Origin of the sequence: Pseudobutyrivibrio sp. MD2005, assembly GCF_000621865.1 — a bacterium.
Taxonomy (GTDB): Bacteria; Bacillota; Clostridia; order Lachnospirales; family Lachnospiraceae; genus Pseudobutyrivibrio.
Genome location: NZ_JHXE01000017.1, coordinates 56,742 through 81,387, shown reverse-complemented (window position 1 = coordinate 81,387; position 24,646 = coordinate 56,742). Strand labels below are relative to the sequence as shown.

General features: G+C 38.3%; 18 protein-coding genes and 2 tRNA genes. 18 read left to right on the top strand and 2 right to left on the bottom strand.

Going from position 1 to position 24,646, the window contains the following annotated elements; translation table 11 throughout:
• Positions 1 to 464: 464 nt before the first annotated feature.
• From T498_RS0107945 to yicI, 8 genes are all read left to right on the top strand, one after another.
• A complete protein-coding gene (locus tag T498_RS0107945) occupies positions 465 to 7,910 on the top strand; it encodes an InlB B-repeat-containing protein (RefSeq protein WP_028235449.1) in 7,446 nt (2,481 codons plus the stop codon).
• 101 nt (positions 7,911 to 8,011) lie between these two features.
• Positions 8,012 to 8,308, top strand: a complete 297-nt coding sequence (locus T498_RS0107940; protein WP_028235448.1) for a hypothetical protein — start codon at positions 8,012 to 8,014, stop codon at positions 8,306 to 8,308.
• Between the two features lie 9 nt (positions 8,309 to 8,317).
• Entirely contained in the window at positions 8,318 to 8,950 is a 633-nt protein-coding gene (locus T498_RS0107935) for a DUF4317 family protein (protein ID WP_028235447.1), read from the top strand.
• 59 nt (positions 8,951 to 9,009) lie between these two features.
• Positions 9,010 to 9,447: a GatB/YqeY domain-containing protein gene (locus tag T498_RS0107930; protein ID WP_028235446.1), complete on the top strand. Its 438-nt coding sequence runs from the start codon at positions 9,010 to 9,012 to the stop codon at positions 9,445 to 9,447.
• Positions 9,448 to 9,562: 115 nt separating this feature from the next.
• A complete protein-coding gene (locus tag T498_RS17005) occupies positions 9,563 to 10,183 on the top strand; it encodes a hypothetical protein (RefSeq protein ID WP_155951039.1) in 621 nt (206 codons plus the stop codon).
• Positions 10,092 to 10,529, top strand: coding sequence for a carbohydrate ABC transporter permease (locus tag T498_RS15300; protein ID WP_081779721.1), 438 nt, complete (start codon positions 10,092 to 10,094; stop codon positions 10,527 to 10,529). Before T498_RS17005 ends, T498_RS15300 begins: the two co-directional genes overlap by 92 nt.
• A 15-nt stretch (positions 10,530 to 10,544) precedes the next feature.
• On the top strand, positions 10,545 to 12,539 hold the full coding sequence (locus T498_RS0107920) for a glycoside hydrolase family 31 protein (RefSeq protein WP_028235445.1): 1,995 nt from the start codon (positions 10,545 to 10,547) through the stop codon (positions 12,537 to 12,539).
• 17 nt (positions 12,540 to 12,556) lie between these two features.
• Positions 12,557 to 14,818, top strand: coding sequence for an alpha-xylosidase (gene yicI, locus T498_RS0107915; protein WP_028235444.1), 2,262 nt, complete (start codon positions 12,557 to 12,559; stop codon positions 14,816 to 14,818).
• Positions 14,819 to 14,865: 47 nt separating this feature from the next.
• Here yicI and T498_RS0107910 read toward each other — a convergent pair whose 3' ends face one another.
• A complete protein-coding gene (locus tag T498_RS0107910; protein ID WP_028235443.1) occupies positions 14,866 to 15,219 on the bottom strand; it encodes a DUF1622 domain-containing protein in 354 nt (117 codons plus the stop codon).
• 207 nt (positions 15,220 to 15,426) lie between these two features.
• Here T498_RS0107910 and T498_RS15295 point away from each other — a divergent pair, with 207 nt between their 5' ends.
• Positions 15,427 to 16,515 (top strand): haloacid dehalogenase-like hydrolase, encoded by a 1,089-nt coding sequence (locus tag T498_RS15295; protein ID WP_051524672.1) that lies wholly within the window; start codon positions 15,427 to 15,429, stop codon positions 16,513 to 16,515.
• A 35-nt stretch (positions 16,516 to 16,550) separates the two neighbouring features.
• Positions 16,551 to 16,706, top strand: a complete 156-nt coding sequence (locus tag T498_RS16740) for a hypothetical protein (protein ID WP_155951038.1) — start codon at positions 16,551 to 16,553, stop codon at positions 16,704 to 16,706.
• A 39-nt stretch (positions 16,707 to 16,745) separates the two neighbouring features.
• Here the strand turns inward: T498_RS16740 and T498_RS0107895 are convergent, their stop codons facing one another.
• On the bottom strand, positions 16,746 to 17,144 hold the full coding sequence (locus tag T498_RS0107895) for a DUF6548 family protein (protein WP_028235442.1): 399 nt from the start codon (positions 17,142 to 17,144) through the stop codon (positions 16,746 to 16,748).
• 222 nt (positions 17,145 to 17,366) lie between these two features.
• Between T498_RS0107895 and mnmA the strand changes: the two genes are divergently transcribed.
• The 8 genes from mnmA to T498_RS0107855 all read left to right on the top strand — a co-directional run bounded on the left by mnmA (position 17,367) and on the right by T498_RS0107855 (position 24,639).
• Positions 17,367 to 18,434, top strand: a complete 1,068-nt coding sequence (gene mnmA, locus T498_RS0107890) for a tRNA 2-thiouridine(34) synthase MnmA (RefSeq protein WP_028235441.1) — start codon at positions 17,367 to 17,369, stop codon at positions 18,432 to 18,434.
• Positions 18,435 to 18,494: 60 nt separating this feature from the next.
• Positions 18,495 to 20,912 carry a homocysteine S-methyltransferase family protein gene (locus T498_RS0107885; protein ID WP_028235440.1) on the top strand — a complete coding sequence of 806 codons (2,418 nt, stop codon included), beginning with the start codon at positions 18,495 to 18,497 and terminating at the stop codon, positions 20,910 to 20,912.
• A gap of 17 nt (positions 20,913 to 20,929) precedes the next feature.
• Positions 20,930 to 21,364 (top strand): hypothetical protein, encoded by a 435-nt coding sequence (locus T498_RS0107880; protein WP_028235439.1) that lies wholly within the window; start codon positions 20,930 to 20,932, stop codon positions 21,362 to 21,364.
• 12 nt (positions 21,365 to 21,376) lie between these two features.
• Positions 21,377 to 22,420, top strand: a complete 1,044-nt coding sequence (rsmH, locus tag T498_RS0107875) for a 16S rRNA (cytosine(1402)-N(4))-methyltransferase RsmH (RefSeq protein WP_028235438.1) — start codon at positions 21,377 to 21,379, stop codon at positions 22,418 to 22,420.
• Between the two features lie 153 nt (positions 22,421 to 22,573).
• Positions 22,574 to 22,646: transfer RNA gene (locus T498_RS0107870), tRNA-Val, on the top strand.
• Between the two features lie 25 nt (positions 22,647 to 22,671).
• Positions 22,672 to 22,745 (top strand) — tRNA-Met (locus T498_RS0107865).
• A gap of 132 nt (positions 22,746 to 22,877) precedes the next feature.
• Positions 22,878 to 23,789 (top strand): hypothetical protein, encoded by a 912-nt coding sequence (locus T498_RS0107860; protein ID WP_028235437.1) that lies wholly within the window; start codon positions 22,878 to 22,880, stop codon positions 23,787 to 23,789.
• 28 nt (positions 23,790 to 23,817) lie between these two features.
• Positions 23,818 to 24,639 (top strand): hypothetical protein, encoded by an 822-nt coding sequence (locus T498_RS0107855; RefSeq protein WP_028235436.1) that lies wholly within the window; start codon positions 23,818 to 23,820, stop codon positions 24,637 to 24,639.
• Positions 24,640 to 24,646: the final 7 nt, after the last annotated feature.

Below are 24,646 nucleotides of genomic sequence, written 5' to 3'. Positions count from 1 at the left end.
ACGCCTGAAAGGATAATTAGAAATGAGGCGTCAATGATTTGGAGATTTCTTGACGCCTAGATGAAAATTATAATGTGGGGAGTCAGTGATTATAGAATTTGATGACGTCTAATAGGATAATTAAATTTGGGAAGTCATGGAAAAATAATTGAATTCTAAAAAAACTGTGAAAACACAACCCATTTCACAGAATTTACCCGATATACCTTTAGAATGTATAACATGAATAGTGAAAAAGAAGAAATGGGTTGAAGTAATATGAGTAGCAAATTAAAATCCTTGAGCAGAGCAGAGCAGAGCAGAGCAGAGCAGAGCAGAGCAGAGCAGAGCAGAGCAGAGCAGGGATTCTTTGCGATTTTATAAATATAAATATTATTAACATGAGTCTATAGCGGACAGACTGATTATTCAGCATGCCCGCTATAGACTTTTTTAATTAGAAAATGAAAGAGGGGTAGTAGCGTATGTACAAAAGCAAATATTTACAGGCGATGGCACTATTTATGTCGCTTATAATGATTTGTTCTAGTATTGATATGAGTGCTTTAGCACAGGAAGACATATCAAATGGAACAATCATTTCTGTAAGTGAATTATCAGCTGAAGTTGCTAATCAAAAACTTCAGGTAGGAGCTGATGAAGGGGATGTTGTATTGCCTTCTAGTTTGACTGTCATTGTTGAAAAAGAACAGATAGTTGAAAAAACAGTTCCTGTTGAAGAGGTAGTAGCCCCTCCTACAGAAGAAATAATAAAAGAAATACCAGAGGAAATACCTGAGCTTATAGGTGAAGATAATATTTTACCAGAGGATAATACAGTTCAGGAACCAACTGGTGAAAATTTAATAGACGAGATAGATGAGGGGCTTCCTGAGTCAAACCAACAGAATGAGCCTTTAATTGATCAATTTGTAGAAAATATACCGGAAGATACTTCTGTTGAGCCAGAGACTAATTATATTACTCCAACTGAAGATGTTCAGCCTGAGAATTCTGAACCAGAAGGAAATAGTGAATCGGCTCCAGAAGAGTCTACTTCAAGCGAAGACGAAAGTGGTGAGAGCAGTGAAAGTGGGTTTGTCGACTGGTTGTTTCCTGCAATTGTTGCAAATGCAGAAGAAGTCGAGTCAGCACAGGAACCTGAACCAGCACAAACAACAGAAAATGAAGAAGTAAATTATACAACTGTTTATGAGACAGAAACAGTTACAAGTGAAGTAACATTTTCTGATGTTACATGGTATATAGATGCATCAGCAAGTACCAGCGCTAGCTTTGATTCATCGCAAACAGGAGCAAAATATGTTTACTTGCCAAGCATTCCTAATGGATATAGATTGGCAACAAGTTTACCTACTATCACTGTTGATATTTTAGGATATGTTTTGCAGCCAACTTATCTTGAAGCAGTAGTTGATGGTGTGCGAATTAAATTAGAAGCTGATGAAGGCGTATTTCCAGAAGGTGTTACAATTGATGCCAGAAAAGTAGTTGCAGCTGAAGAAAAACAAGTAGAGGCAGCTGTAGAAGAAGTGCGTTCAGAAGAAAAGAATCTTGTTTCCTCTTTTACATTTGATATAAAAGTTTTGCGTCCAGATGGAAGTGAAGTTCAGCCTGATACTTCAAAGGGAAAGGTAAGAGTATCATTTGAATTGGAAAGTGTTTCAAATGAAAACTTGGAGACAGATATATATCATACTACCCATGAAATGAATGCTGAAAAGTTGGAAAGCGAGACAGTAGGAACAAATATAGTTCAGGCAGAAACTGATGGCTTTTCATACTATACAGTAGAGTTTACATATAACAACTTGCAATATGTAATGGAAGGTGATACTGAAATTCTATTGCAAACTATTCTTGACAAAGTTGGATTAACAGGAATAGTTACTGATGTAGCAGTAAGCAATAGTGAATTTTTCTCAGCTGAGCAAAGGGAAGATTCTTGGGTTATAATTTCTCATCAGCCATTCACAACCGAAGAGTGGCTAAAAGTCACTATTGATGGCGTGGAGTATGAGATTATAGTTACTGATGAATCTGACATTACTTTGACCTTTAAGAAAAAGGTTGGAAATACATCAACAGGTGTGGTGACAGAGGAGGATGTTACTGTTACATTCTCAGCATTCACAGGTTCAGATTTTCCTACTTCAGGAAACTATTATTTAACAGATGATTTAACTCTTTCATCAAAAAAGGTGTCACTTTCAGATAATCTTAACTTGTATTTGAATGGACATACAATCACTTTCCCAGAAGGAAATGGTCCTGCAATCAAAGTACCAAGTGGTGTTGTGTTTAATTTGTTTGAACGTAAAAATCAAAACGGAAAGATTGTTGTTGGTAAGAACACTGCGGGTTCAGGAAATGCTGATAGACATGGTTGTGGTGTCTATGTAAGTGGTGCCTTTAATATGTATGGCGGCACTTTGCAAGGTGGTGCGTTAAGTGAAAGTGGTTATGGCGGTGGTGTTTATATTGATGGTTCTAACAATGCAAGTTTTAATTTATATGATGGAACCATAACTGAATTTAAAGGATTGGGTTCACTTACTTCAACTGAATTTGGTGCAGACCATGGAGGTGGTGTGCAAGTATCAGATCAAAATAATAAAGGGCGAGGCTCTTTCTATATGTATGGTGGTACTATATCCGACAATACAGGTTTTTGGGGCGGTGGAATAGGCGCTTATGGATATATATACATATTCGATGGAAAAATAACAGGAAATATAGCTAAAAAAGGTGGCGGAGGAATAGAGCTTGAAAGCGGAGCGAAGCTCTACATGTATGGAGGTACAATTACAGGAAACACTATTTATGAACAAAACGATAGTCAATGGAAAGGCGGAGGTGTTCATATACCAAAAGAATCCGAATTCCATACAAGAGGTACTGTTACAATTACAAATAATAAAACAGGCTCAGGTGGTAATAACAATGTTTATGTCAGAACCGGATTAAAGATTACAGTTGATGGTCCGCTAACAGGACAATTTGGTTTATCAGCACAGACTAAGACTGATGTACTAACAAGTGGATATAGTCAATATTCAGAAGCAAGCAATCCTGATGGTTTTATATCAGATTATCCGGATATGGTTGTTACGACTAATGATGAAGGTGAAATTGGCTTAGCATCACATACACACACCTGGAATTATGGTGTGAGAACAAATGAACCATCTAAGATATACGCGTGGTGTACAAATGATATCATGAGCCAAAATTGCGTATATTATAAAACGAGTGTTGATGCTGCAATTATCTCTTTAGGAATCACTGTAGATGATAAAGAGTATGATGGTACAGTTTATGATGGCTTGCAAGAAGATGATCATATAACAGCTATAACAGGTGCTACAAAAACATATCAGTATTACCAAAGTGATACAGAAGGCGCTACAGAAAATGGCACCTTGTTAGCATCTGCGCCATCAGAACCAGGCTATTATTATGTAACTGTAACAATAGAAAATGCAACAGCTGTTGCAGCATTTAAAATCAATTCACTTGCTCATGAGCATGATAATATCACTTTTACAAAGTGGACAAGTACAGATAGTTTGCCTACTGCAGCAGGTGATTATTATTTAGAATCAAATGTAACTTTATCAGATACATGGACTGTTCCAAGTGGTGAAGTAAATTTATGTCTAAATGGGAAAACTATTAGCAGTTCTAATAGTGGGGCAGCAGTCATCAAAGTAAATTCTGGTAGTACATTGAATGTTTATGACTGTGATGGTAGTGGTAGTGTAACAGCTTCGTCTGGTCAAGATGCCATTAGAGTTAATGAGGGTACATTAAAACTCATAGAAGGAACTATTAAAAGTGGAGGCAGCGGTATTGTAGGATCATCTACTGCGACTGAAGGAACTGTTTATATCACTGGAGATTCTACAGTAAATGCATCTGCATACGCTATAAGTAGTATTCCTAACTTACATGTGAAAGGAGCATTGTCTCTAACAGGTCAATCAGGCGGAATACTTCTTCAGCCAGGTAAGAAAATAACTATAGATGATACAATCACTAGAACAGTATCAATAAAACTTCCAGATGATGTTGAAAAAACAAGTGATATTGTAATTACAGATGGCCTAAAGGATAAAGGTTCTATCGCTAGTTTTACAAGTGTTGAGAACTACACGATTTTGCAAAACAGTATCGGTGAAGCCATTATCTGTTTCCAGAATGCTGTAATTCTAGATAATGATAGCTATCTATATGGTAGTGCCATGTCTACTAATGGAGCTACACTTAATATCAAAGTAAAAGAAGGTACAGTTAGTTCTTATGATTGGCTTGTTTCTAATTCTAGAGACGGTGAGTATATTTCATTATTAGGAACACCTAAGCTTTCCAATGAAATGACAGATACTTATACTATCACTGACACAACTGGTGAGAATAGTGGTAACTGGTATAAGTGTATTGTTAATGGTGTGACAGAAAGTAAGCCAATTCAACTGATTAGACCTTCAAAGGATGCTGGACGTGTATGGACACTTCCTTATGGAAGAAATAGTAATAACTGGTACCTGAGTAATGGAAAGATGGCATATTATGCTAATAATGATTTCTTTGACGTAACAGGACAGTATTCAAAGAATGGAAAAACCTATATGCTTCAGACATCCTATGGTGGAGCAGGCTGGAGAATGTATTCAAGTAGTTCGGGTACACCAGGTGCTAATAGTTATTCGTCAGGCTCTTTAGCTTGTGATGGAGTCAAGTTCAGGTTCAGTGAGAGCAATGATTATGCATTATATATCGATGCGGATTTAAGCGATGGTCAGCAGGCATTTTCATTTGGTTGTGATACTCAGCTTGGAAATTCATCTACAAGTGGAAGTTATGCCGATTATGCAGCTCTTGAGGCAGTAAAAAACAGTGACAATACATTAAAACAAATAGCTATGATAGGAGCGGCATCATCAAATGATGCAACAAATACGGATCCTGCATTTGTTATCACACCTATCACAGGTTCACCAATGTATTGGCTTGGAAGATATTCTTCAAGAAGAACATATTCATTTAACACAACAACTGCTACGAATTGTACATTTGGCGATGTTAATGCAGGAGGTAGTACTGTTACAAATGCGGTTGTAAGAGCAAACAGGTTAGATACAGGTATGACAATGTCATGGTTTAATGTATCTAGCGGAGATACAGTGCAGTTTATGTTTTCTGTAGGAGATGCAGAAACAACTGGTGCTGTGTATGGAAAGATTAACTATATTGCAGAAAAACTTGAGGGATTGAATCCTAATACAGCCTATACAATAACAGTAGGCTCAAATACATATTTATTAGATTCCGATTCTAATGGTGCATTTGCTTTATCAGGCAATGACAAAAATGGACATAGTTATGATTTCTTTGGTAAGAATATTACCGTGCATAAGGGGAACGATACTCCTTATGCTACAGCGATTTTGGCTCGTCCTATAGCTAGAGATTTGGACAATCCTGATACTGTAACTGCTGCAACAAAACCTATTTACATTAGAGATTCTGAAGTTTCAGTTACAGAAAATAGTATTAAAGTTAAGATTGATCCAACGGACTCTAATGCAGAACAAAAGCGAAATCAGGAATATAAAATATTTAATAACGACGGAACGGAGATTACAGGATATACAGGTTGGATAAGACCGAACTCGAATGGCCAGATTATATTTGGTGGTCTGAATACTAATACAAATTACATAATAAAATCAAGAGTTCAGGCTACATCGTCATCACCTGCATCTTTACCAAGTACCGGCGTTACGATTAAGACTGCAGAAGAGATAACTGTAACAGAACCTACAGTAAAGACAGCAAATTCTGACGGAACAGCTCATACATTTGAAGTTGCAGTTGTTGGAGGAACAAATACAGTAGTATCCTATGCGACAGCTATTGATGAGACATATAAGAATACTGTTCCGACATTTACAAAAGGCGGAAAATATACAGTTTACTATCGTATTACATCTGATAATAGTGTGCCTCTATATGGAAACTATGATGTTACGGTAAATCCAAAGGTAGTGTTTGATGCTAACGGTGGAACATTAACAGGAGGAACAGATACATTTAACGTTGCTTATGGCGGATTGTTTACAGATTCTAATGCGATGAGTAATCCTACGCACAGTGTACGTAAATTTGCAGGATGGTATACAGATAACACATCCTATACTAAACTATGGAATCTGCAACTAGTTCCTATAACCGAAGATATTACTTTATATGCTAAGTGGGTACAGAATCTCAACTCATTTAATTTACAGATAGAAAATGTAATCACACTGCAGCTATTCAAAGGAAAAAATGCAGTGAGCCCAGTAGTCCCTGTTGATGGAGAGGGGAATTTTACCTTTACAGATATTCCAGATGGTGAATTCAACATGGTATTAGTTCAGGACGATACTCATGCCAATAGAGTGGTAACGGCTCATGTGAAGGTGCAAGATGATAACATTATGTATATCAATCTTGGAATGCCTAAAGTAAATATCAATTCTAAATTGGAAGTTGCAGATAATGCTCCTGACATAGTAGTTGCTAATATTGATAAAGAAGCAATGAATACGGAAGTATATTGGGATATTGATGCAGCAGATAATGAAAAGGCATCAAATACTTCAATTGATTTGATACTTACCGCGTCTGGAGTAGAGGATTTATCAAATCTTGAACTAACAGACGAAGAGCTTGAATATCTAAGCAGTGATGAGAAGACGCTTAGAGCTAGTCAAAATGCAATAAAGGAAAATGCTGAAGGTCATAGTCCGAATCAAGAAATAACATTTATTGATTTGACAATGTTGAAAAAGACTAAGCTCAATGATGATCTTACTGAAGAAGAAAAAATTAGTGAAACACAGGAAGTGTTTGAGATAATTGTTCCATTTGCAATTAACGGGAAGACTATTAGGGTTTATCGTTATCATGATGGAGTAGATTATTTTACTGAGGTTTCTAGTAGAGGTGACTATGTTGATGGAACATTTTATGTTGATAATGACGCAAACGCAGTAATTATCTATACTAAGAAATTCTCTACTTATGCGATTAGTTCTGGAGGCGAGGAAACAAACAATACAGGAAATGATGATAATCAGGGCGGATCAGGTGAAACACCAGGTACAGGTGGCTCAACAGATTCAGGAGAAACACCAGGTACAGGAGGCTCAACAGATCAAGGTGGAACATCAGGTACAGGAGGCTCAACAGACCAAGGTGGAACATCTGGTACAGGAGGCTCAACAGACCAAGGTGAAACATCAGGTACAGGAGGCTCATCAGACTCAGGTAGTTCAGGAGGTTCATCAAGCTCAAGTAGTTCGTCAAGTTCAAGTAGTGGAACAGCGAATTCAACTACAGCAGGTGTATTTTCTATTACTTCGCTTCTTGCATCAGAAAATGACAATCAAGAGGCAACAGATATTGGTGAAAATCAGACTCTTATAGCGTCATTAGATGTAAAAGATGACAGTAAGCTATTAAGCGGTGACAACGAGAATACAGATGATGCTAGTGATGGCAAGAAAACTGATTCTAATGTTGATTCTACATCAGAAAATCAAAGTTCTTCTGTAGGTACTGACGATACAGATGATGATTCTTCTGGTGCAGATCAAACAATGGGAGCAGAGGATGAAGTGGAAGCTAACTGTTACATGCATTGGTATATACTAGCACTTGCAATCGTAGCTGCTGTTGGAACATTCCTACTTCGCAAAAAGAAAGTGGTTAAGAAGGTGTTTGACATAGTAGCAGTTTTGGTACTAGCACTTTTAGCTATTATGGGTTCTTGCATTTGGGATTGGATAGTGTTTGTGATTGGCGCAATAGCCATTGCTACAATTATCTATAAAACAGGTGACAGAGCTGAGAAACAGTAAATCTAGTTAGAATAATTAATATATGTTAATATAAATTCAGGGTTTTAAGCATAGCTTAGACCCTGAATTTTTTGCTTATAATTTGAATTAGGAGATACAACATGGGATTTTTTTCGGAGATTAATGGCGAACTGAAGCCATCAGATGAATATTTAGCTAATCACACCTTAGATGGCTATGAAGATGGAGACATGGAGCACGATGATTACGAGGTTGAGGATGATGAGGTTGCTATGTCTCTAATGCGAACATGCAAGAATTGCCAAAAGGCCTTTACCCTAAAAAAAGCCATAGAGGATTTTGATTCATATTTCGATGGAGAGTTTTTCTATATGGAAGAATTTGTAGGTCAAATCTGTGGTAAGTGTGCCATAACAGAAATAGAAGAGGAGTTTTAGATTAGCTTAATGGGACAGATTAAACGTGAAGACATGCTGGAGCTTACTAGAAGAATGACTTCAGCTCGCAGCAACCTTGTGAGAATAGCAGGTGCTTATATTGATGAAGAGGGTTACATTGATGGCACATTTAATACCAGTTTTTTGAGTTTAAAGGGTGAAGAAAAAAGAAGGTGCCTTGAAATAGCAAAATCTATTCCTTTTGCAAAGCCAAACGAGGAATTGATTTCATACAAAATACCTGGTCTTGGGCCTGGTTCAATATGGCAGATGATATACGCAATCAAGGATTGCGGTTTAAAGAATGATGCGTTAATGCTTAATCTTTATGAGCTTATAGCTGAAAAGTATCCAAAAGGAAGGCCCTATGCTATCTATATGTACTATGGGGCTTATGATGTTCCAATCAAAGGTAGTGACAAAGCTTATCAGGATGAATCTGAGGAGGTATATCAGTATTTGATTCTTGCGATTTCGCCTGTGGATGAAGATATGGTTCCACATAGTCCAGAAGCTGGCTTCCTTTACCCTGCGTTTACAAACAGAAGCACAGATGTGGCTCATGTAAATCTTTATAGTAAGGATTACGATGAGGCAAAGGAGCTAATGGATTTTTTAAATATAAATGAAAATTTAGGGTAGATGTGACAATTGAGTAGGCATATAATTATTACTAGAAAATAGAGGAGGATATGTAAAAGATGCAGTTTGAAAAATTACAAAAAGACATGGTAGCAGCTATGAAGGCAAGAGATAAGGCAAGAAAAGATGCAATATCTTCACTTGTTTCAGATGTAAAGAAGGCAGCTATCGATGCTGGAACTAGAGATAACATTGCGGATGATTTAGTAGATCAGGTTATTCTTAAGTCTTTAAAAACAGCTAAGGAGCAGCTTGACACTTGTCCTGCAGAGAGAACAGATTTAAAAGAAGAGTATCAGTTTAGATATGATGTAATTAAGGAATATGCTCCAGAGATGATGAGCGAGGATGAGATTCGCACATTCCTTCAGGATAAATTCGCTGAAGTAATTGCTTCTAAGAACAAGGGGGCAATTATGAAGGAAGTTATGCCTGCCCTTAAGGGTAAGGCTGATGGTAAGGTAATCAACATGATTGTTGCGGAGCTTTGCAAGTAATAAAATTTGATTAGGTAACAAATCGGACCAGCTTTTGCTGGTCTTTTTTAATTTACATGATAAAATGAGAGAGGGGAAATCATAAGGGTAGATTATAATGTTATGGGGTTACAAAATGAAAAGTTTTTTTGGGGGAATAATCAAGTATTACAATGCTCATATATGGTGCCAATTTATATCGCTGTATATAGTTGCGGTTATTGGCATTGCGTCTATTTTTCAGTTGTTTTTAAAAACATCTTATTACAATATCCTTTTATCGTCACAAACAAGTATGGAATCTTCGGTACTAAACAGTGCCCAGAGTAACATTAACACCCAACTGGAAGACTACATTAATGTCGGGGCTATGATGGCCACGTCTGATGATATCTGCTTAGCCATTGAAGGCTATGAAAAAGAGAGTAATTCAAAAAATAAAAAATTAGTGCAAACCTTATTTAATTCTGCTGCAAGGAATTCAGGTAAGTTGGTTTCTATGGCGGTAATTAATGATACTGGACTATTGTATCAGTGCAACACATACAAAACCGGTACAAGAAAGATGTGGGAACCTGCTGATACAAAATATTTAAAAAATGCATATTCAGAAGTTTCAGAAGCTGTAGTTAGTGGAAAGTTACCTAGATGTGTGATTAAAACAAATGGTGTGGAACAGATATTATATTGCGCCAGCTCTAGCAATTTCATCAGCATCAGTACCATTTATTGTAGTTACATTAAGACCATATTTTAAGGCTGTTCCAGTGTCACTTGATGATGCTGCCAGAATAGATGGATGTGGAGTGCTTAAGTCATTCTTTTATATTATGATTCCAGCAATTAGAACGGGAGTAGTAACTGTAACAGTTATTTCATTTTTAAATGGATGGAATGATTTAGCATACTCAATGACATTCAATGTTAAACCGGAAATGAGACCTTTGACTGCTAATATTTACAAGTTCGTAAGTAAGTATGGAACAAAGTGGAATTGCATCATGGCTTATGGGGCAATTCTCGTACTTCCTGTTGTGCTTATTTTCGTATTCTTGCAAAAGCAGATTGTAGGAGGCCTTACTGCAGGAGCGGTAAAAGAATAATGGGGGTTCAGAATTATGTTAAAAGAAAAAGAGGGGGTATTGATTAGGCGCTGCGACAAGGAGCTGCTTCAGATTGAAGCCTGGGGAGAGAATTCTCTCAGAGTTAGGGCTACCGAAAGAGCGGGATTTTGTGATGATGAGTATGGCGCTTTGTCTGAAAAGCCAGCTATCAAGGCAAAGGTAAGCATAGATGGCGATAGTGCCCAAATTGTTAATGGCAAGATTACATGCAAGGTCCTTCCAACTGGTAAACTTAAATTCTTTAATCAGAATGGGGAGCTGTTACTTGAGGAGTACGACAGAAATCGTTTTAGAGAGAATATTGTTGGTGAGTTTAACAGTGCTCTTGAAATAAATCCAAGGACATTTGAGCCAATTACTAATACAAGCAATTACAAGGCGATTTTAAGATTTGAGCCTAATGAAGGTGAAAAGATATATGGAATGGGACAGTATCAACAGCCATATCTTGATATGAAGGGCTGCACATTGGAGCTTGCCCATCGCAATTCTCAGGCTAGTGTACCATTTTATATTTCAAACAAGAAATACGGATTTCTATGGAACAATCCTGCTATAGGCAGGGTTACCTTCGGCAAAAATATAACTGAATGGGTGGCTAATTCAACAGGTCAGATTGATTATTTTATTACAGCTGAGGATACCCCAGCTAAAATCGAAGAACAGTACGCCAGTGTCACAGGAACTGTGCCAATGATGCCTGAGTATGGCATGGGATTTTGGCAGTGCAAGCTTAGATATCAGACACAGGACGAGATTCTTGAGGTGGCAAGAGAATATCATAGAAAAGGAATTCCTGTAGATGTAATCGTTGTAGATTATTTCCATTGGCCTAATCAGGGAGATTGGAAATTTGATAATGAATACTGGCCAGACCCAGAAGCTATGGTTAAGGAGCTGGAGTCGTATGGCATGAAACTAATGGTATCTATCTGGCCTACAGTGGACGAGCATAGCGAAAATTACAAAGAGATGGAAGAGCTGGGCCTTCTTGTTAGAGCAGAACATGGTAAGAGAATCGGTCAGCTTGGTGATGCATGCTTTATTGATACCACAAATCCTGAGACTAGAGAGTATGTTTGGGGCAAGATTAAAAAGAATTATTATGATTTGGGAATAAAAATCTTTTGGCTTGATGAGGCCGAGCCTGAATACACAGGCTATGAGTACAGCCATTACAGATATCATGCCGGGGCTGATATGGAAGTGGGAAACATCTATCCAAGAGAATATGCAAGAATGGCATACGAAGGGATGGCAAAAGAGGGCCAGAAGAATATATTAAATCTTCTTAGATGCGCTTGGGCAGGTTCACAAAAGTATGGCGCGCTGGTTTGGTCTGGAGATATTGATTCATCATTTAGGGCACTTAGAAATCAGCTTGCAGCAGGATTAAACATGGCAATAGCAGGAATACCATGGTGGACAACAGATATAGGCGGATTCCACGGCGGCAACATCAATGACGAAAAGTTCAAGGAGTGCTTTGCAAGATGGTTTGCCTTTGGAGCATTCTGCCCTGTATTCAGACTACATGGATATAGAGAACCATTCAAAGCTCCCCTTTCAGATCATGGCGGTGGCAAGTGTATTAGCGGTGCAGCCAATGAGATTTGGAGTTACGGAGAGCGTATAGAGGAAATCTGTAAGAAATACATTAATATTCGTGAGAAGATGCGTCCATATATTAGAGAACTGATGCAGGCAGCTCATGAAAAGGGAACACCAGTAATGCGCCCATTATTCTATGATTTTCCAAATGACGAGCAGGCATGGATAATCGAAGACCAATATATGTTTGGCCCAGATGTGTTGGTAAATCCTATTTTGTATGATGGATTAAAGGAGAGGAAAGTCTATCTCCCAGAAGGCAGTTGGAGAGAGCTGGAAACAGGAAAAATATATTCAGGAAAACAGACTCTTACATGCAAGGCAGAATTGGACAGCATCCCTGTATTTATTAGAGAGGGAAGTAATGTAGGTATATAACTTATTGGAGGAAGAATATGAAATTTACTAATGGATATTGGCTTATGAGAAAGGAGATAGAGCCAAATTATGCGGTGGAGTATCACAGCCACCAGTTTGATGGTAGCAGGCTTACAATCTACGCTCCATGTTCACATATAGGAGATAGAGGGGATGCGTTAAATATAGGAGTGCTTACAATCACTCTTACAAGTCCACAGCCTAATATTATCAAGGTGGAGATTGTTCATTTTAAAGGAGAAGCAGATAAGGGCCCTTATATTCAGGTGAATGATTGCAATCCTGCTGTATCTTTTAGCGAAGATGATAATCAAATACGATTTACATCTGATAAGCTTTCTGCGGTAATTGATAAGCGACCAAATAGTTGGAAAATCAGCTATTACTACGACGGTAAGCTACTTACCGATACATCATATAGAAATATGGCCCATATGAAGAACAATGACATCAATAAATGCTATATGGTGGAACAGCTGGCAATCGATGTAGATGAATATATTTATGGCTTGGGAGAGCGATTTACACCATTTATTAAGAATGGACAGGTTGTAGAGATATGGAATGAGGATGGTGGCACTGCCAGTGAAATGACATATAAGAATATTCCATTCTATCTGTCTAATAAAGGCTATGGTGTGCTTGTTGATAGTGAAAGTGATGTGCAATTCGAAATCGGTAGTGAGAAGGTAGAGCGTGTGCAATTCTCAGTGGAAGGGGAGAAGATAGGCTACTATGTTGTAGGTGGTGACAATCCTCTGAACGCAGTTGAAAATTACACTACACTTACAGGAAAGCCGGCACTGCCTCCAGAATGGTCATTTGGCTTGTGGCTTACCACATCTTTTACCACAAATTATGATGAGCAAACCACTAGTCATTTTATTGATGGAATGGCTGAAAGAGATATTCCGTTACATGTATTTCACTTTGATTGTTACTGGATGGACATGTTCAAGTGGTGTGATTTTACATGGGACAAAAAGACATTTAATACTCCAAAGGAGATGCTTGAGCGATACCATAAAAAGGGCCTTAGAATATGTGTATGGATTAATCCTTATATTTCACAGCAGTCAGCCTTATTTGATGAGGCTATGAATGGAGGTTTTCTACTTAAGAAAACTGATGGAAGTGTTTGGCAGACAGATTTATGGCAGCCAGGAATGGGTATTGTAGATTTTACTAATCCTAAAGCTTATGACTGGTACCAAAGCAAATTAGAAACTCTCATTGATATGGGCGTTGATTGCTTTAAGACTGATTTTGGCGAGAGAATTCCAGTCAAGGATATCTGTTACTACGATGGTTCTGATCCGGTTAAAATGCATAATTACTATACATATCTTTACAACAGCTGTGTATTCAATCTTCTTAAGAAAAAGCGCGGAGAGAATGAAGCAGTACTATTTGCAAGATCTGCAACTGTAGGTGGGCAGCAGTTTCCAGCACACTGGGGTGGAGATTGCTCTGCAACATATCCATCTATGGCAGAAACATTGCGCGGAGGCCTTTCACTGGCTTGCTGCGGCTTCGGATTTTGGAGCCATGATATAAGCGGCTTTGAACAGACAGCCCCAGCAGATATCTATAAGAGATGGTGTGCTTTTGGCTTGCTCAGTTCACACAGCAGGCTACATGGTTCATCATCCTATAGAGTGCCTTGGCTTTTTGATGATGAGGCGTGCGAAGTGCTTGCTAGGTTCGTAAAACTAAAATGTGAATTGATGCCATATTTATATGGAATGGCTGTATCATCACACACTCTTGGACGCCCTGTTATCCGCCCTATGTTTATGGCTTTCAGTGATGATAAAGGCTGCGACATATGTGATAAGCAGTACATGCTTGGCGATAGTTTGCTTGTGGCACCAATCTTTAAAGAGGATGGTACGGTGGATTATTATCTACCAAAGGGTAAATGGATAAATATACTGACTAACGAGGTAGAAGAAGGTGGCACATGGCATCGAGGACGCTATGATTATTTCAATCTGCCACTTATGGTTAAGCCAGCATCCATTATTGTGAAGGGTGCCAAGGATAGCATTCCGGATTACGATTATACAGATGGATTTACATGCTTATTATCTTACTTTGAGGATGGGGATGAAGCTAAGACTTTTATCCCTGATGAAAAAGGAAACATCGTGACAAAAATTCAGGCAAAACGACACGGCAATGTGATAAAAGTAAAGATTACTGGAAAATACAAGGATTTCCATTGTCAAATGATAGTAGAGGAGCCAGGAGTTGAAATAGCTCTAGAATGTGACTAATAAAGCCACTTACACAAATAGGGAGGAGACATTGTCTCCTCCTTTTATCATTCAGTCTTTGTTTGGCTTTCATTCATAGCGCTTGTTTCATTCTTGATCTCCCAATGAATCAAGAATGTGAGCACAGCTCTTAGAGTGATAATCGCACCCAGTATACCAAGCTCAGACCATTCACGGATAACAACAGTTCTTAGAACCTCGCCGCCTAGCTTGAATTCTAAGGCTAGTGCAATTCCCTGAGCCAGTTCCAATCTGAGTGTCTTATCCTTTTTTATCCATAGAATAAAACTTTTGATGGCAGTATAGACTAAAACAATGATGCCAAAGAATTCTAGCAATAAAGTAGAAAACTCTACAACATATCTTAAAATAACTTCTGCTGATAAATATACCTGTTCCATAGCTAATCCCCCCAACAAAATTAGTACACTAGTAACCATATTTGTATAATAACAATAAATCATGTAGATTTTTTGAAATCTATGGAGGAATCCCAGGAATAATCTTCAAAATGCCTTAATCTGTGTATTTTCTTAACAAAGCCTTCACATTTTCCTACTTTTAAAATGGTAAGATTAGTTTCAAGGAATAAGTAAGGAGGAACACTTATGCAAAGAGTTATGGAAAACAAAATACAAAAATCAATTAAGAAACTTCTGGCTATAGTTCTGTGTGCAGCAGTATTGGCTGGAAGTGGTGCATTTTCATTTACTTCAGAAGCTAAGGGAAGTGCAACTCTATCCTACTGGGAAGACACAGCGCCAGCAAAGACACAGCTTCAAAGCTATATGGCACAGATTACAGATAAGAGCAGCCCATATTATATCCCGGTATCTGCCAGAATAGCAGTGTTTGACTTAGATGGAACACTTTGCTGTGAGACAGATCCTGTGTATTTTGATCATGAGCTTTTGGTATATAGAGTCTTTGGCGACCCTGCTTATAAGGATAAAGCGACTGCTTTTGAAAAGGCTGTGGCTGCAAAGGTAGTTGATTTTGCAAACACTGGAACCTATCCAGAAGAGCTTTCAAATGAGCACGGGCAGGCAATTGCATCTTCATTTTCAGGAATGACAGTTGATGAGTTTATAGCTTATGTGAAGGCCTTTGGAAACACACCTATGAACGGCTATTCTGGCATGAAAAAAAGCGAAGCTTTTTATCAGCCTATGGTTCAGGTAATCAATTATCTACAGCAAAATGATTTCAAGGTTTATATTGTTTCAGGAACAGACAGACTTATATTAAGAGGACTTGTAGATGGAAATCTTCCTGTTCCACCTAGCCAGATTATTGGCTCAGATGAAACTATTGTTGCAGCAAATCAGAATGGAGAAGATGGGCTTACATATCAGTTTAATGATGATGACGCACTTGTCCTAGGTGGCGATTTTGTTGTAAAGAATCTTAAGATGAATAAAGTGGCTGTTATTGCTCAAGAAATAGGTCAGCAACCTGTTCTTTCATTTGGAAATAGTTCAGGAGACTATAGCATGGCTAAATATGTAGTCACAAATAATAAATATAAAAGCCTAGCATTCATGCTTTGCTGTGACGACACAGTTAGAGAAAACGGCAAGCTTTCTTCTGCAGAAAAGATGTACGATAAGTGCAGTGAAAACGGTTGGGTGCCTATATCTATGAAGAATGATTGGACAACAATTTATGGACCGGGCGTTAGCAGAATTACACAATAGTCAATTCATTTGAATCTCTAAAAGGAGGTATGGATATGGCTGTATATAGATGTAAAGCCTGTGGGTATATTTTTGATGAAGAAAAAGAGGGCAAGAGTATCAGAGATATTGATGTATGTCCCAGATGCAAGCAGCCTGATGATATGTTTGAACTTGTAGAAGACAGCAAGGAAGAAAAAGAAGATAAGTAAAGTAAAGAGCAAGGGCTTTTGCCCTTGCTCTAATATCGTCTAACCCAAAAGCTCTTTTATTCGTTGCATTAAGCTTTTCTTTCTCTTTTTGTATGTGAATTTCAGCTTGCTGTATTTGGATAATGGATCAGCGTCGTTACTGATTTTTTCTAAGAATATACGAATCCATACAACATCTTCGTCTTTACCTTGGAAGTCGTCAAAGCTCATATCGGCATTATTAAGGTGGGCATAACGTGCCTTCATTTTCTCAAGGCGTTCTATGGTAGCATCCCATTCAGGGAGGACATCCCGCACATCAATAACGGCATGTTTCATTTGCTTTATATATTGATCTACGCCATTTTCAGGCACTTTTAGGTACTCAGCCAAAAAGGTATCAAAATATGCATATTCATCATAGAAGTTTTGGTTTGTAATCCTGTTCTTACTAAGCATATGAACCCCTTCTTCCTTTAGCAATTCTTCGCATACTTCCTTATATAATTGTAAGCAATAAATGTGCTTTCTTTGTGAAAAAACTCTATAAAAAAACAGCAGCAATTTGAAAAACTGCTTATTTTGGAGAATTATGGCTTTGAATGTTTATTTTTAGCTGTTTCATAAGTATAATAAGCCTATATATTAAATAGGTTAATCATTTTGATTTTTGGAGGATAGATGAAAGCACTTATTGCAATGAGCGGTGGCGTTGACAGCAGCGTTGCAGCTTTGTTAATGAAGGAAAAAGGATACGAATGTGTGGGCTGCACCATGAAGCTTTATGCAAATGAAGATATCGGTGTGTGCAATTCCCATACCTGTTGTTCCCTTGATGATGTGGAGGATGCAAAATCAGTTGCCAGAAGACTTGGCATGCCTCATCACACATTTAATTTCCAGGATAAATTTAGAGAGACTGTTATTGATAATTTTATAGATTGCTATGAGCATGGCAAGACACCAAATCCTTGTATTGAATGCAACAAGCACATGAAGTTTGATGAGCTATATCGTAGAGCACAGGTTTTGGGGTGCGATAAAATCGTGACAGGTCATTATGTTAGAATTCGTAAAAGCGATACTGGCTGGCAGCTCCTTAAGGGGCTTGATGCCACTAAGGACCAAAGCTATGTTCTTTACAATATGACACAGGAGGAGCTTGCTAATACAGAGTTTCCTCTTGGCGAGCTTGCGAAATCAGAGGTTAGAAAGATAGCTGAGGAGCACGATTTTATTAATGCTAATAAGCCAGACAGTCAGGATATTTGCTTTGTACCTGACGGTGATTATGTATCTGCGCTGAAAAGATTCTCTGGCAGGGAGTATGAGCCAGGAGATTTTGTAGATATGTCTGGCAAGGTGTTAGGAAAACATAAAGGAATTGTGGGCTATACCATCGGCCAACGAAAGGGGCTTGGTATTGCCTATGAATATCCACTCTATGTTGTGGCACTTGATGTGCCTGGAAATAAGGTCATCCTTGGTAAAAACGAGGATTTATTTTCTACAGAAGCATTAGTGGAGAACATCAATTGGATTGATCAGGCGGATGATAGAGAAGAATTTGATTGCAGCGCCAAGGTGAGATATAGAATGAGCGATAAGCCATGCCATGTAACAAGGCTTGATAAGACTACAGCAAAAGTCACATTCTATGAGCCACAAAGGGCTATTACACCCGGGCAGGCAGCAGTTTTTTATGATGGCGATGTAGTGCTTGGCGGAGGCACTATTATTGGAAGGTAACTAGTGGTTGTTTAAGGATTGAGGCGGATGCCTTGTAATCCGAGGTTTAAAGGGGAAATAATGACAAGAGCAGATTTTAGAAAACTACTTGAAACTAGAATTGTTTTTATTGATGGCGCTACTGGCACAGAGCTTCAAAAGAAGGGTATGCCTGCAGGAGTTTGTCCTGAAAAATGGATTATTGATAATCCATGGGCGATTCAGGAGCTTCAGAAGGACTATTATAATTCCGGCAGCGACATTGTTTTAGCACCGACTTTCACAGCTTCTCGCATCAAGCTTGCTGAGTACGGTTTGGAAGATAAATTAGTTGAAATGAACCGAAAGCTTGTTGCCCTTACAAGAGAGGTAGCAGGTGAAAAGGGTTTGGTTGCAGCTGATATATCCATGACAGGCAAGCAGCTATTTCCACTTGGAGATTTGATGTTTGAAGATTTAGTAGATTGCTACAAAGAGCAGGTGGCAGCTATTATGCAAGAGGGTGTGGATTTATTCGTGGTAGAGACGATGATGAGCCTTCAGGAATGCAGAGCAGCAGTGCTTGCAATAAAGGAAACCTGCGACTTGCCAATTATTGTTTCCCTTACATTCAACCCAGATGGGAAGACTCTTTACGGAACTTCACCTGATACAGCTATGATTGTCCTTGAATCTATGGGCGTTGATTGCGTAGGAATGAATTGCAGTACAGGCCCAGAGGATATGGTTCATTTGGTTGAACAGATGGCTGCTGTTGCCAATATTCCTATCATTGTAAAGCCTAATGCCGGCTTACCAGAGCTTGAAGATGGTAAGACTGTATATAAGATGGGGCCAGTGGAGTTCGCCGACGCTTGCGAAAAACTATACGAAGCAGGCGCTTCTTTATTCGGTGGATGCTGCGGCTCAACTCCAGCTCATATCAGCGAGCTTGTAAAACGCCTTAAGAACAGGCCACAGCACAAAATTTCTTACAAGCCACTTCGTGTTGTCACATCTGAAAGAATGAATACATGGATTGATTTAGATGGTCCATTTATGGTGATCGGTGAGCGAATCAATCCTACTGGAAAAAAGAAATTCCAGGCTTCTCTTTTGGAAGGCTCTATGGAAATGGTGGTGGATTTTGCCAGAGAGCAGGAAGAAAAGGGAGCTAATATCCTTGATGTAAATATGGGTATGAATGGCATCGATGAAAAGAAGATGATGCTTGAAAGTATCTATGAGGTAACTTCTGCTGTTGATTTGCCACTATGCCTTGATACAAGCCATGTCGATGTTATGGAAGCAGCTCTTAGAATATATCCAGGTCGAGCTCTTATCAATTCAATTTCTGCTGAAAAAGAGAAGATGGAGCCTATGCTTGCCTTGGCAAAAAAATACGGAGCTATGTTTATCACATTGCCTCTTTCAGGCGCAGGACTTCCAAAGGATATTGATGAGAAAAAGCAGCATATAGGCACTGTGCTTGCTGCAGCTGAATCAATTGGTCTTCATAAAGAGGATGCTGTTATTGATGTTTTAGTTCAGACTGTAGGCGCAGAAGGCACGGCAGGCCTTCAGTGCTTTGAGACAATAGAATACTGTAAAAACGAATTAGATTTGCCAACTGTGTGTGGACTTTCCAACATATCATTTGGTATGCCAAATAGACCATATGTCAATGCTACATATCTTACTATAGCTGTAAGCAAGGGACTCACTATGGCTATCGCAAATCCAAATCAGGATATGCTTATGTATCAGGCTGCGGCTGCAGACACTCTAATGAACAAGTCGGGAGCTCTTGAAAAGTATTCTTCACTTCCAGTGCTTGAAACAAAAGCCAGCGCGGGTGCAAAGGCTACTGATTCGCCAAAAGCTTTAGAGGCAGGCGCCGATTTAAGTCCTGTTGCCCAGTGCGTTGTTAAGGGGAAAAAAGAGCAGATTGTTGGTGAAATTCAAAAGCTTTTAGATGCAGGTGTGGAGCCACAGGTAATCATAGAAGAACATTTGATTAAGGGAATCAATGTGGTAGGAGATTTGTACGATAAGAAAAAATACTTCCTGCCACAGCTTATAGCCGGTGCAAATGCTATGGAAATTGGCATGAAGCACATTGAACCATTGCTTGCAAATGATTCAGCAGAAGCAAAGGCCACTATTGTAATCGCTACGGTTGAGGGCGATATTCACGATATTGGAAAGAATTTGGTGGCATTAATGCTTAAAAACTATGGCTACAATGTAGTGGATTTAGGCAAGGATGTGCCTGCAGAAACTATAATCGACAAGGCTGTTGAGCTTAATGCTGAGTTTATTGGATTATCAGCATTGATGACTACTACAATGATGCGCATGGATGATGTTGTAAAGCTGGCAAAAGATAAGGGCTGCAAAGCTCAGATTGTCATAGGCGGAGCTTGCATTAATGAATCATTCAAAGATGAAATAAATGCCGATGGATATTCCGCAGATGCTGCAGAATGTGTTAAACTAATACAAAGGTTATTAAAATAATTTTTTAGGGGGATTTTATGACTAAGGAAGAATTAGCAAGCAAATTGCAGGGTTGTCACTATGGGTTATCTGATGTGGATGAGTCTCTTATTGAGGAAGCCAGAATCCACGGTCTTGTTATCGGCTATGGCAGCTTGAACACTGTTATTCAGTTTGAAGGTGCTACATATGAAGAAGGCGATGATTTGGAAGAAGAAAACGAAATGATGTATGTGGATGAAGAAAGTCCAAATCAGATCAAGGCATTTTGGAAAGGCCAGTGCAAGGGCGAAGAGGGTGGTAACAAGGATTACTCATGGAGCTACGAGACATCATTTCCTGTTGCACATTTTAGAATGATTGGAAGAAGAACCCGTATCAATGATGAAAAATACTGTGAAGGTATTGTTTTTGATTTGAAGGATCTTAAATCAAAGAACTTCGATTTGGAAGGTTCAATGAAATATATTTAGTAAAGGTGAGGTATGGAGGAACAGAAGCATAAACGAAGAGTGCATTACTCTGGAAAGTATCCCAAAAAATTCGAGGAAAAATACAAGGAACACAATCCTGAAAAATACAAAGATACAATAGAGCATGTTATTTCAAAGGGCTCTACTCCTGCAGGTATGCATATTTCAATTATGGTGCAGGAAATTCTTGATTTTCTGCAGATTCAGCCAGGACAGAAGGGGCTAGACTGTACCCTTGGTTATGGTGGACATACCAAAAAGATGCTTGAGAAGCTTGGCGGTAGCGGATGCATATATGGACTTGATGTAGACCCTATCGAATCAGCAAAGACTGTTGAAAGACTTCGCGGCTTTGGATTTGGTGAAGATAATTTTCAGTTTAGGCTTATTAATTTTGCCAATATTGATAAGGTTTGTGCGGAAGCTGGCAAATTTGATTTTGTTCTTGCGGATTTAGGTGTTTCATCAATGCAGATTGATAATCCAGAGAGGGGATTTTCCTACAAGATTGATGGACCTCTTGATTTGAGACTTGATCCAAAGCATGGTGAGAGCGCTGCAGAGAGGCTTCATAACATCACTGAAGAAGAGTTTGTTGGAATGATGATTGAAAATTCCGATGAATGTTATGCCGAAGAAATTGCTCATAAAGTTTTTACTTTAATGTCCAAGGGCAATCCAATGGATACCACCACAGCTTTAAGAAATGCCATTTCTGAAGCTTTATGGAAGGTGCCAAAGGATGAAAAGGAACAGGCTATAAAGAAGAGCTGTGCTAGAGTTTTTCAGGCACTTCGTATAGACGTTAATAGCGAATTTGAAGTGTTATATTCATTTCTTGAAAAGCTGCCTAACATTTTAAATTCAGGTGGCAGGGTAGCTATTCTAACATTCCATTCTGGGGAAGACAGGCTAGTAAAAAAGTCTTTTAAGGAGATGAAAAAAGCTGGAGTATATTCAGATGTTTCTTCAGATGTAATTAGGCCTTCTGCAGAAGAATGCAGAATTAATCCTAGAAGTAAATCTACCAAAATGAGATGGGCGATAAAGGCCTAGTATATAGGCTTTTATCGTTTTATACTGGATAAAAATCAGCAAATTACTCGGAATTGAAAAAGTATTGCGAAAATAAGAAATTGTGTTGACAATGGATGGTAGGTTTGTTATATTTAACGAGTCGCTTGAAGCGGTAAAGAAATCGGTGAACATGGGATCTTAGCTCAGCTGGGAGAGCATCTGCCTTACAAGCAGGGGGTCACAGGTTCGAGCCCTGTAGGTCCCACTTTGATTTCTTTTTAATTAAATATGGCGAGATAGCTCAGTTGGCTAGAGCACACGGTTCATACCCGTGGTGTCGAGGGTTCGAATCCCCCTCTCGCTACTAAAATAAGAGCACAGACATTTGTCTGTGCTCTTATTTTAGTAGCGAAAATCGAATCCCCTAAAAATAATGTTTGATTTTTGAAGATATGGTAAAATCTTAATCGTAAGTATTTTTGAGAGAGAGAATGTAATGTTATCAGAAGAACAAAAAACAATTATTCTTAAAACGATTAAACACAAAAGGCTGGCCATTATAAGTGGTGTCATGCTGGCAATTACCATTGCCCTTGGTTTTGCCACCAGAACATTTTCGTTGGACATGGACTATGGCGACATTGTTAGTGTAAACATGATGTCTATTTTGGCAGAGACTTTAATTCTTGCTTTGGCACTAGGAATCCATCTTGCTATTTATAGTAATCTTAAGAATGATGCAGCATGGGATTTTATCGGTACAAGAGATCTGGATGGCAAAATAGATTATAAAAAGCTTTTAGCTGATAACAACATGAAAGCGAAGCAGCCGATCATCAGAATCATATTGTTGTCCATAGTATTTCTAACAAATATAATTGCAATCAATCCTGTTAAGCTTGCTACATTTTCTTTAATGAATAACTTGGATAAGCTGGAAGCTAAAGGAGAAGAAGATGGATATTATATAGTCAGATATGATTATCCAACTGATATCGCTGGCGTTAACTATTGCATTCGTTTTGCGCCAGACCAAAGTCAGATTTATAGGACAGATTTTTCACTTACATACACAGAAAAAAGTAAGCTGGATTCCGTAAGATATTCTTATCAATATGATAATAATCTTTCGGAAGAAGAAAATTTAGAAAAAGCAAATGAACAATTTCAGATATTTAAAGAGGAATTGGAAAGCTTAATAGATGAAGGCTTGGTAGAGGATGAGTGGGGAACCAAATACTGTTCTATCGACAAAGAATTCATCACTAATTTTAACAATCAGGATGATAAAGAATACTATTCGGAATCAGACAGTCATTATGATGAAGGCTACCTCATTATCTATTCACGCTACTTTTATGAGGGCGATGAGGCGCCAAATTTAACAATTTCGGTTATGTATTATTAATAAGATTTTTATAAGAGAGGGACTTTAAATGAAAAAGAGATTTTTACTTTTATTTATGGCGGGAGCATTAGCTGCAGGAGTTGTTGCATGTGGAGCTAATGAACCTAAAGCAGATGTGAATGAGGACACTCAAGTGGAGGAAGAAGATAAGACTGACTCTTCATCTGAAAAAGAAGAGGAAGAAGCTACAGAAGAAAATACTGATGAAGATGTGTCAATTGAGGTAGTTGAAAATGTTGCTCATTCAGATGAATTCAATGAAAGATTTGATTTAGATGAGAGAGTCGGAGCAAACTATATAAAAAATGGTGATAGTGAAGTTACTGAATTTGGTGATTGGAAGGATGCTTATCAGTCTCTTGTTAACGATATGCAGGAAGATGGAATTAATACAAAGTATGCTTTAATTTATGTAAACGAAGATGAAATTCCAGAACTTGCATACTACTCTGATGATAATAACATTATTATAGCTTCTTATGCAGACGGATATCTTAACCTATTCAGCAGCAAAATAAACACACTTTACTGCGATGAGAAGAACAATGCCTGCCTTGCTAGCGAAGCTGTTGAGGCCAGCCTTAATGACTATGTAGTTGCTATAAAGGATGGTTATTGGGTTGAGATAGCATATGGTACTAGAAGACCACTTGATGAATGGGCAGAAGATAGCTTTGATGAAAACGGAAATCCGATAATTTCTTATTGGGAGATTAATGAAGAAGAGCTTAAATCCCAGAAGCAATATGATGAAACATTGGCAAAATACTACGATGTTACATCTCAGGGAAAAGAAGTTAAATCCTTTGTAAATGCAGAGGATATTTTCTCTGAAATCGATTCATTATAAAGGTGAA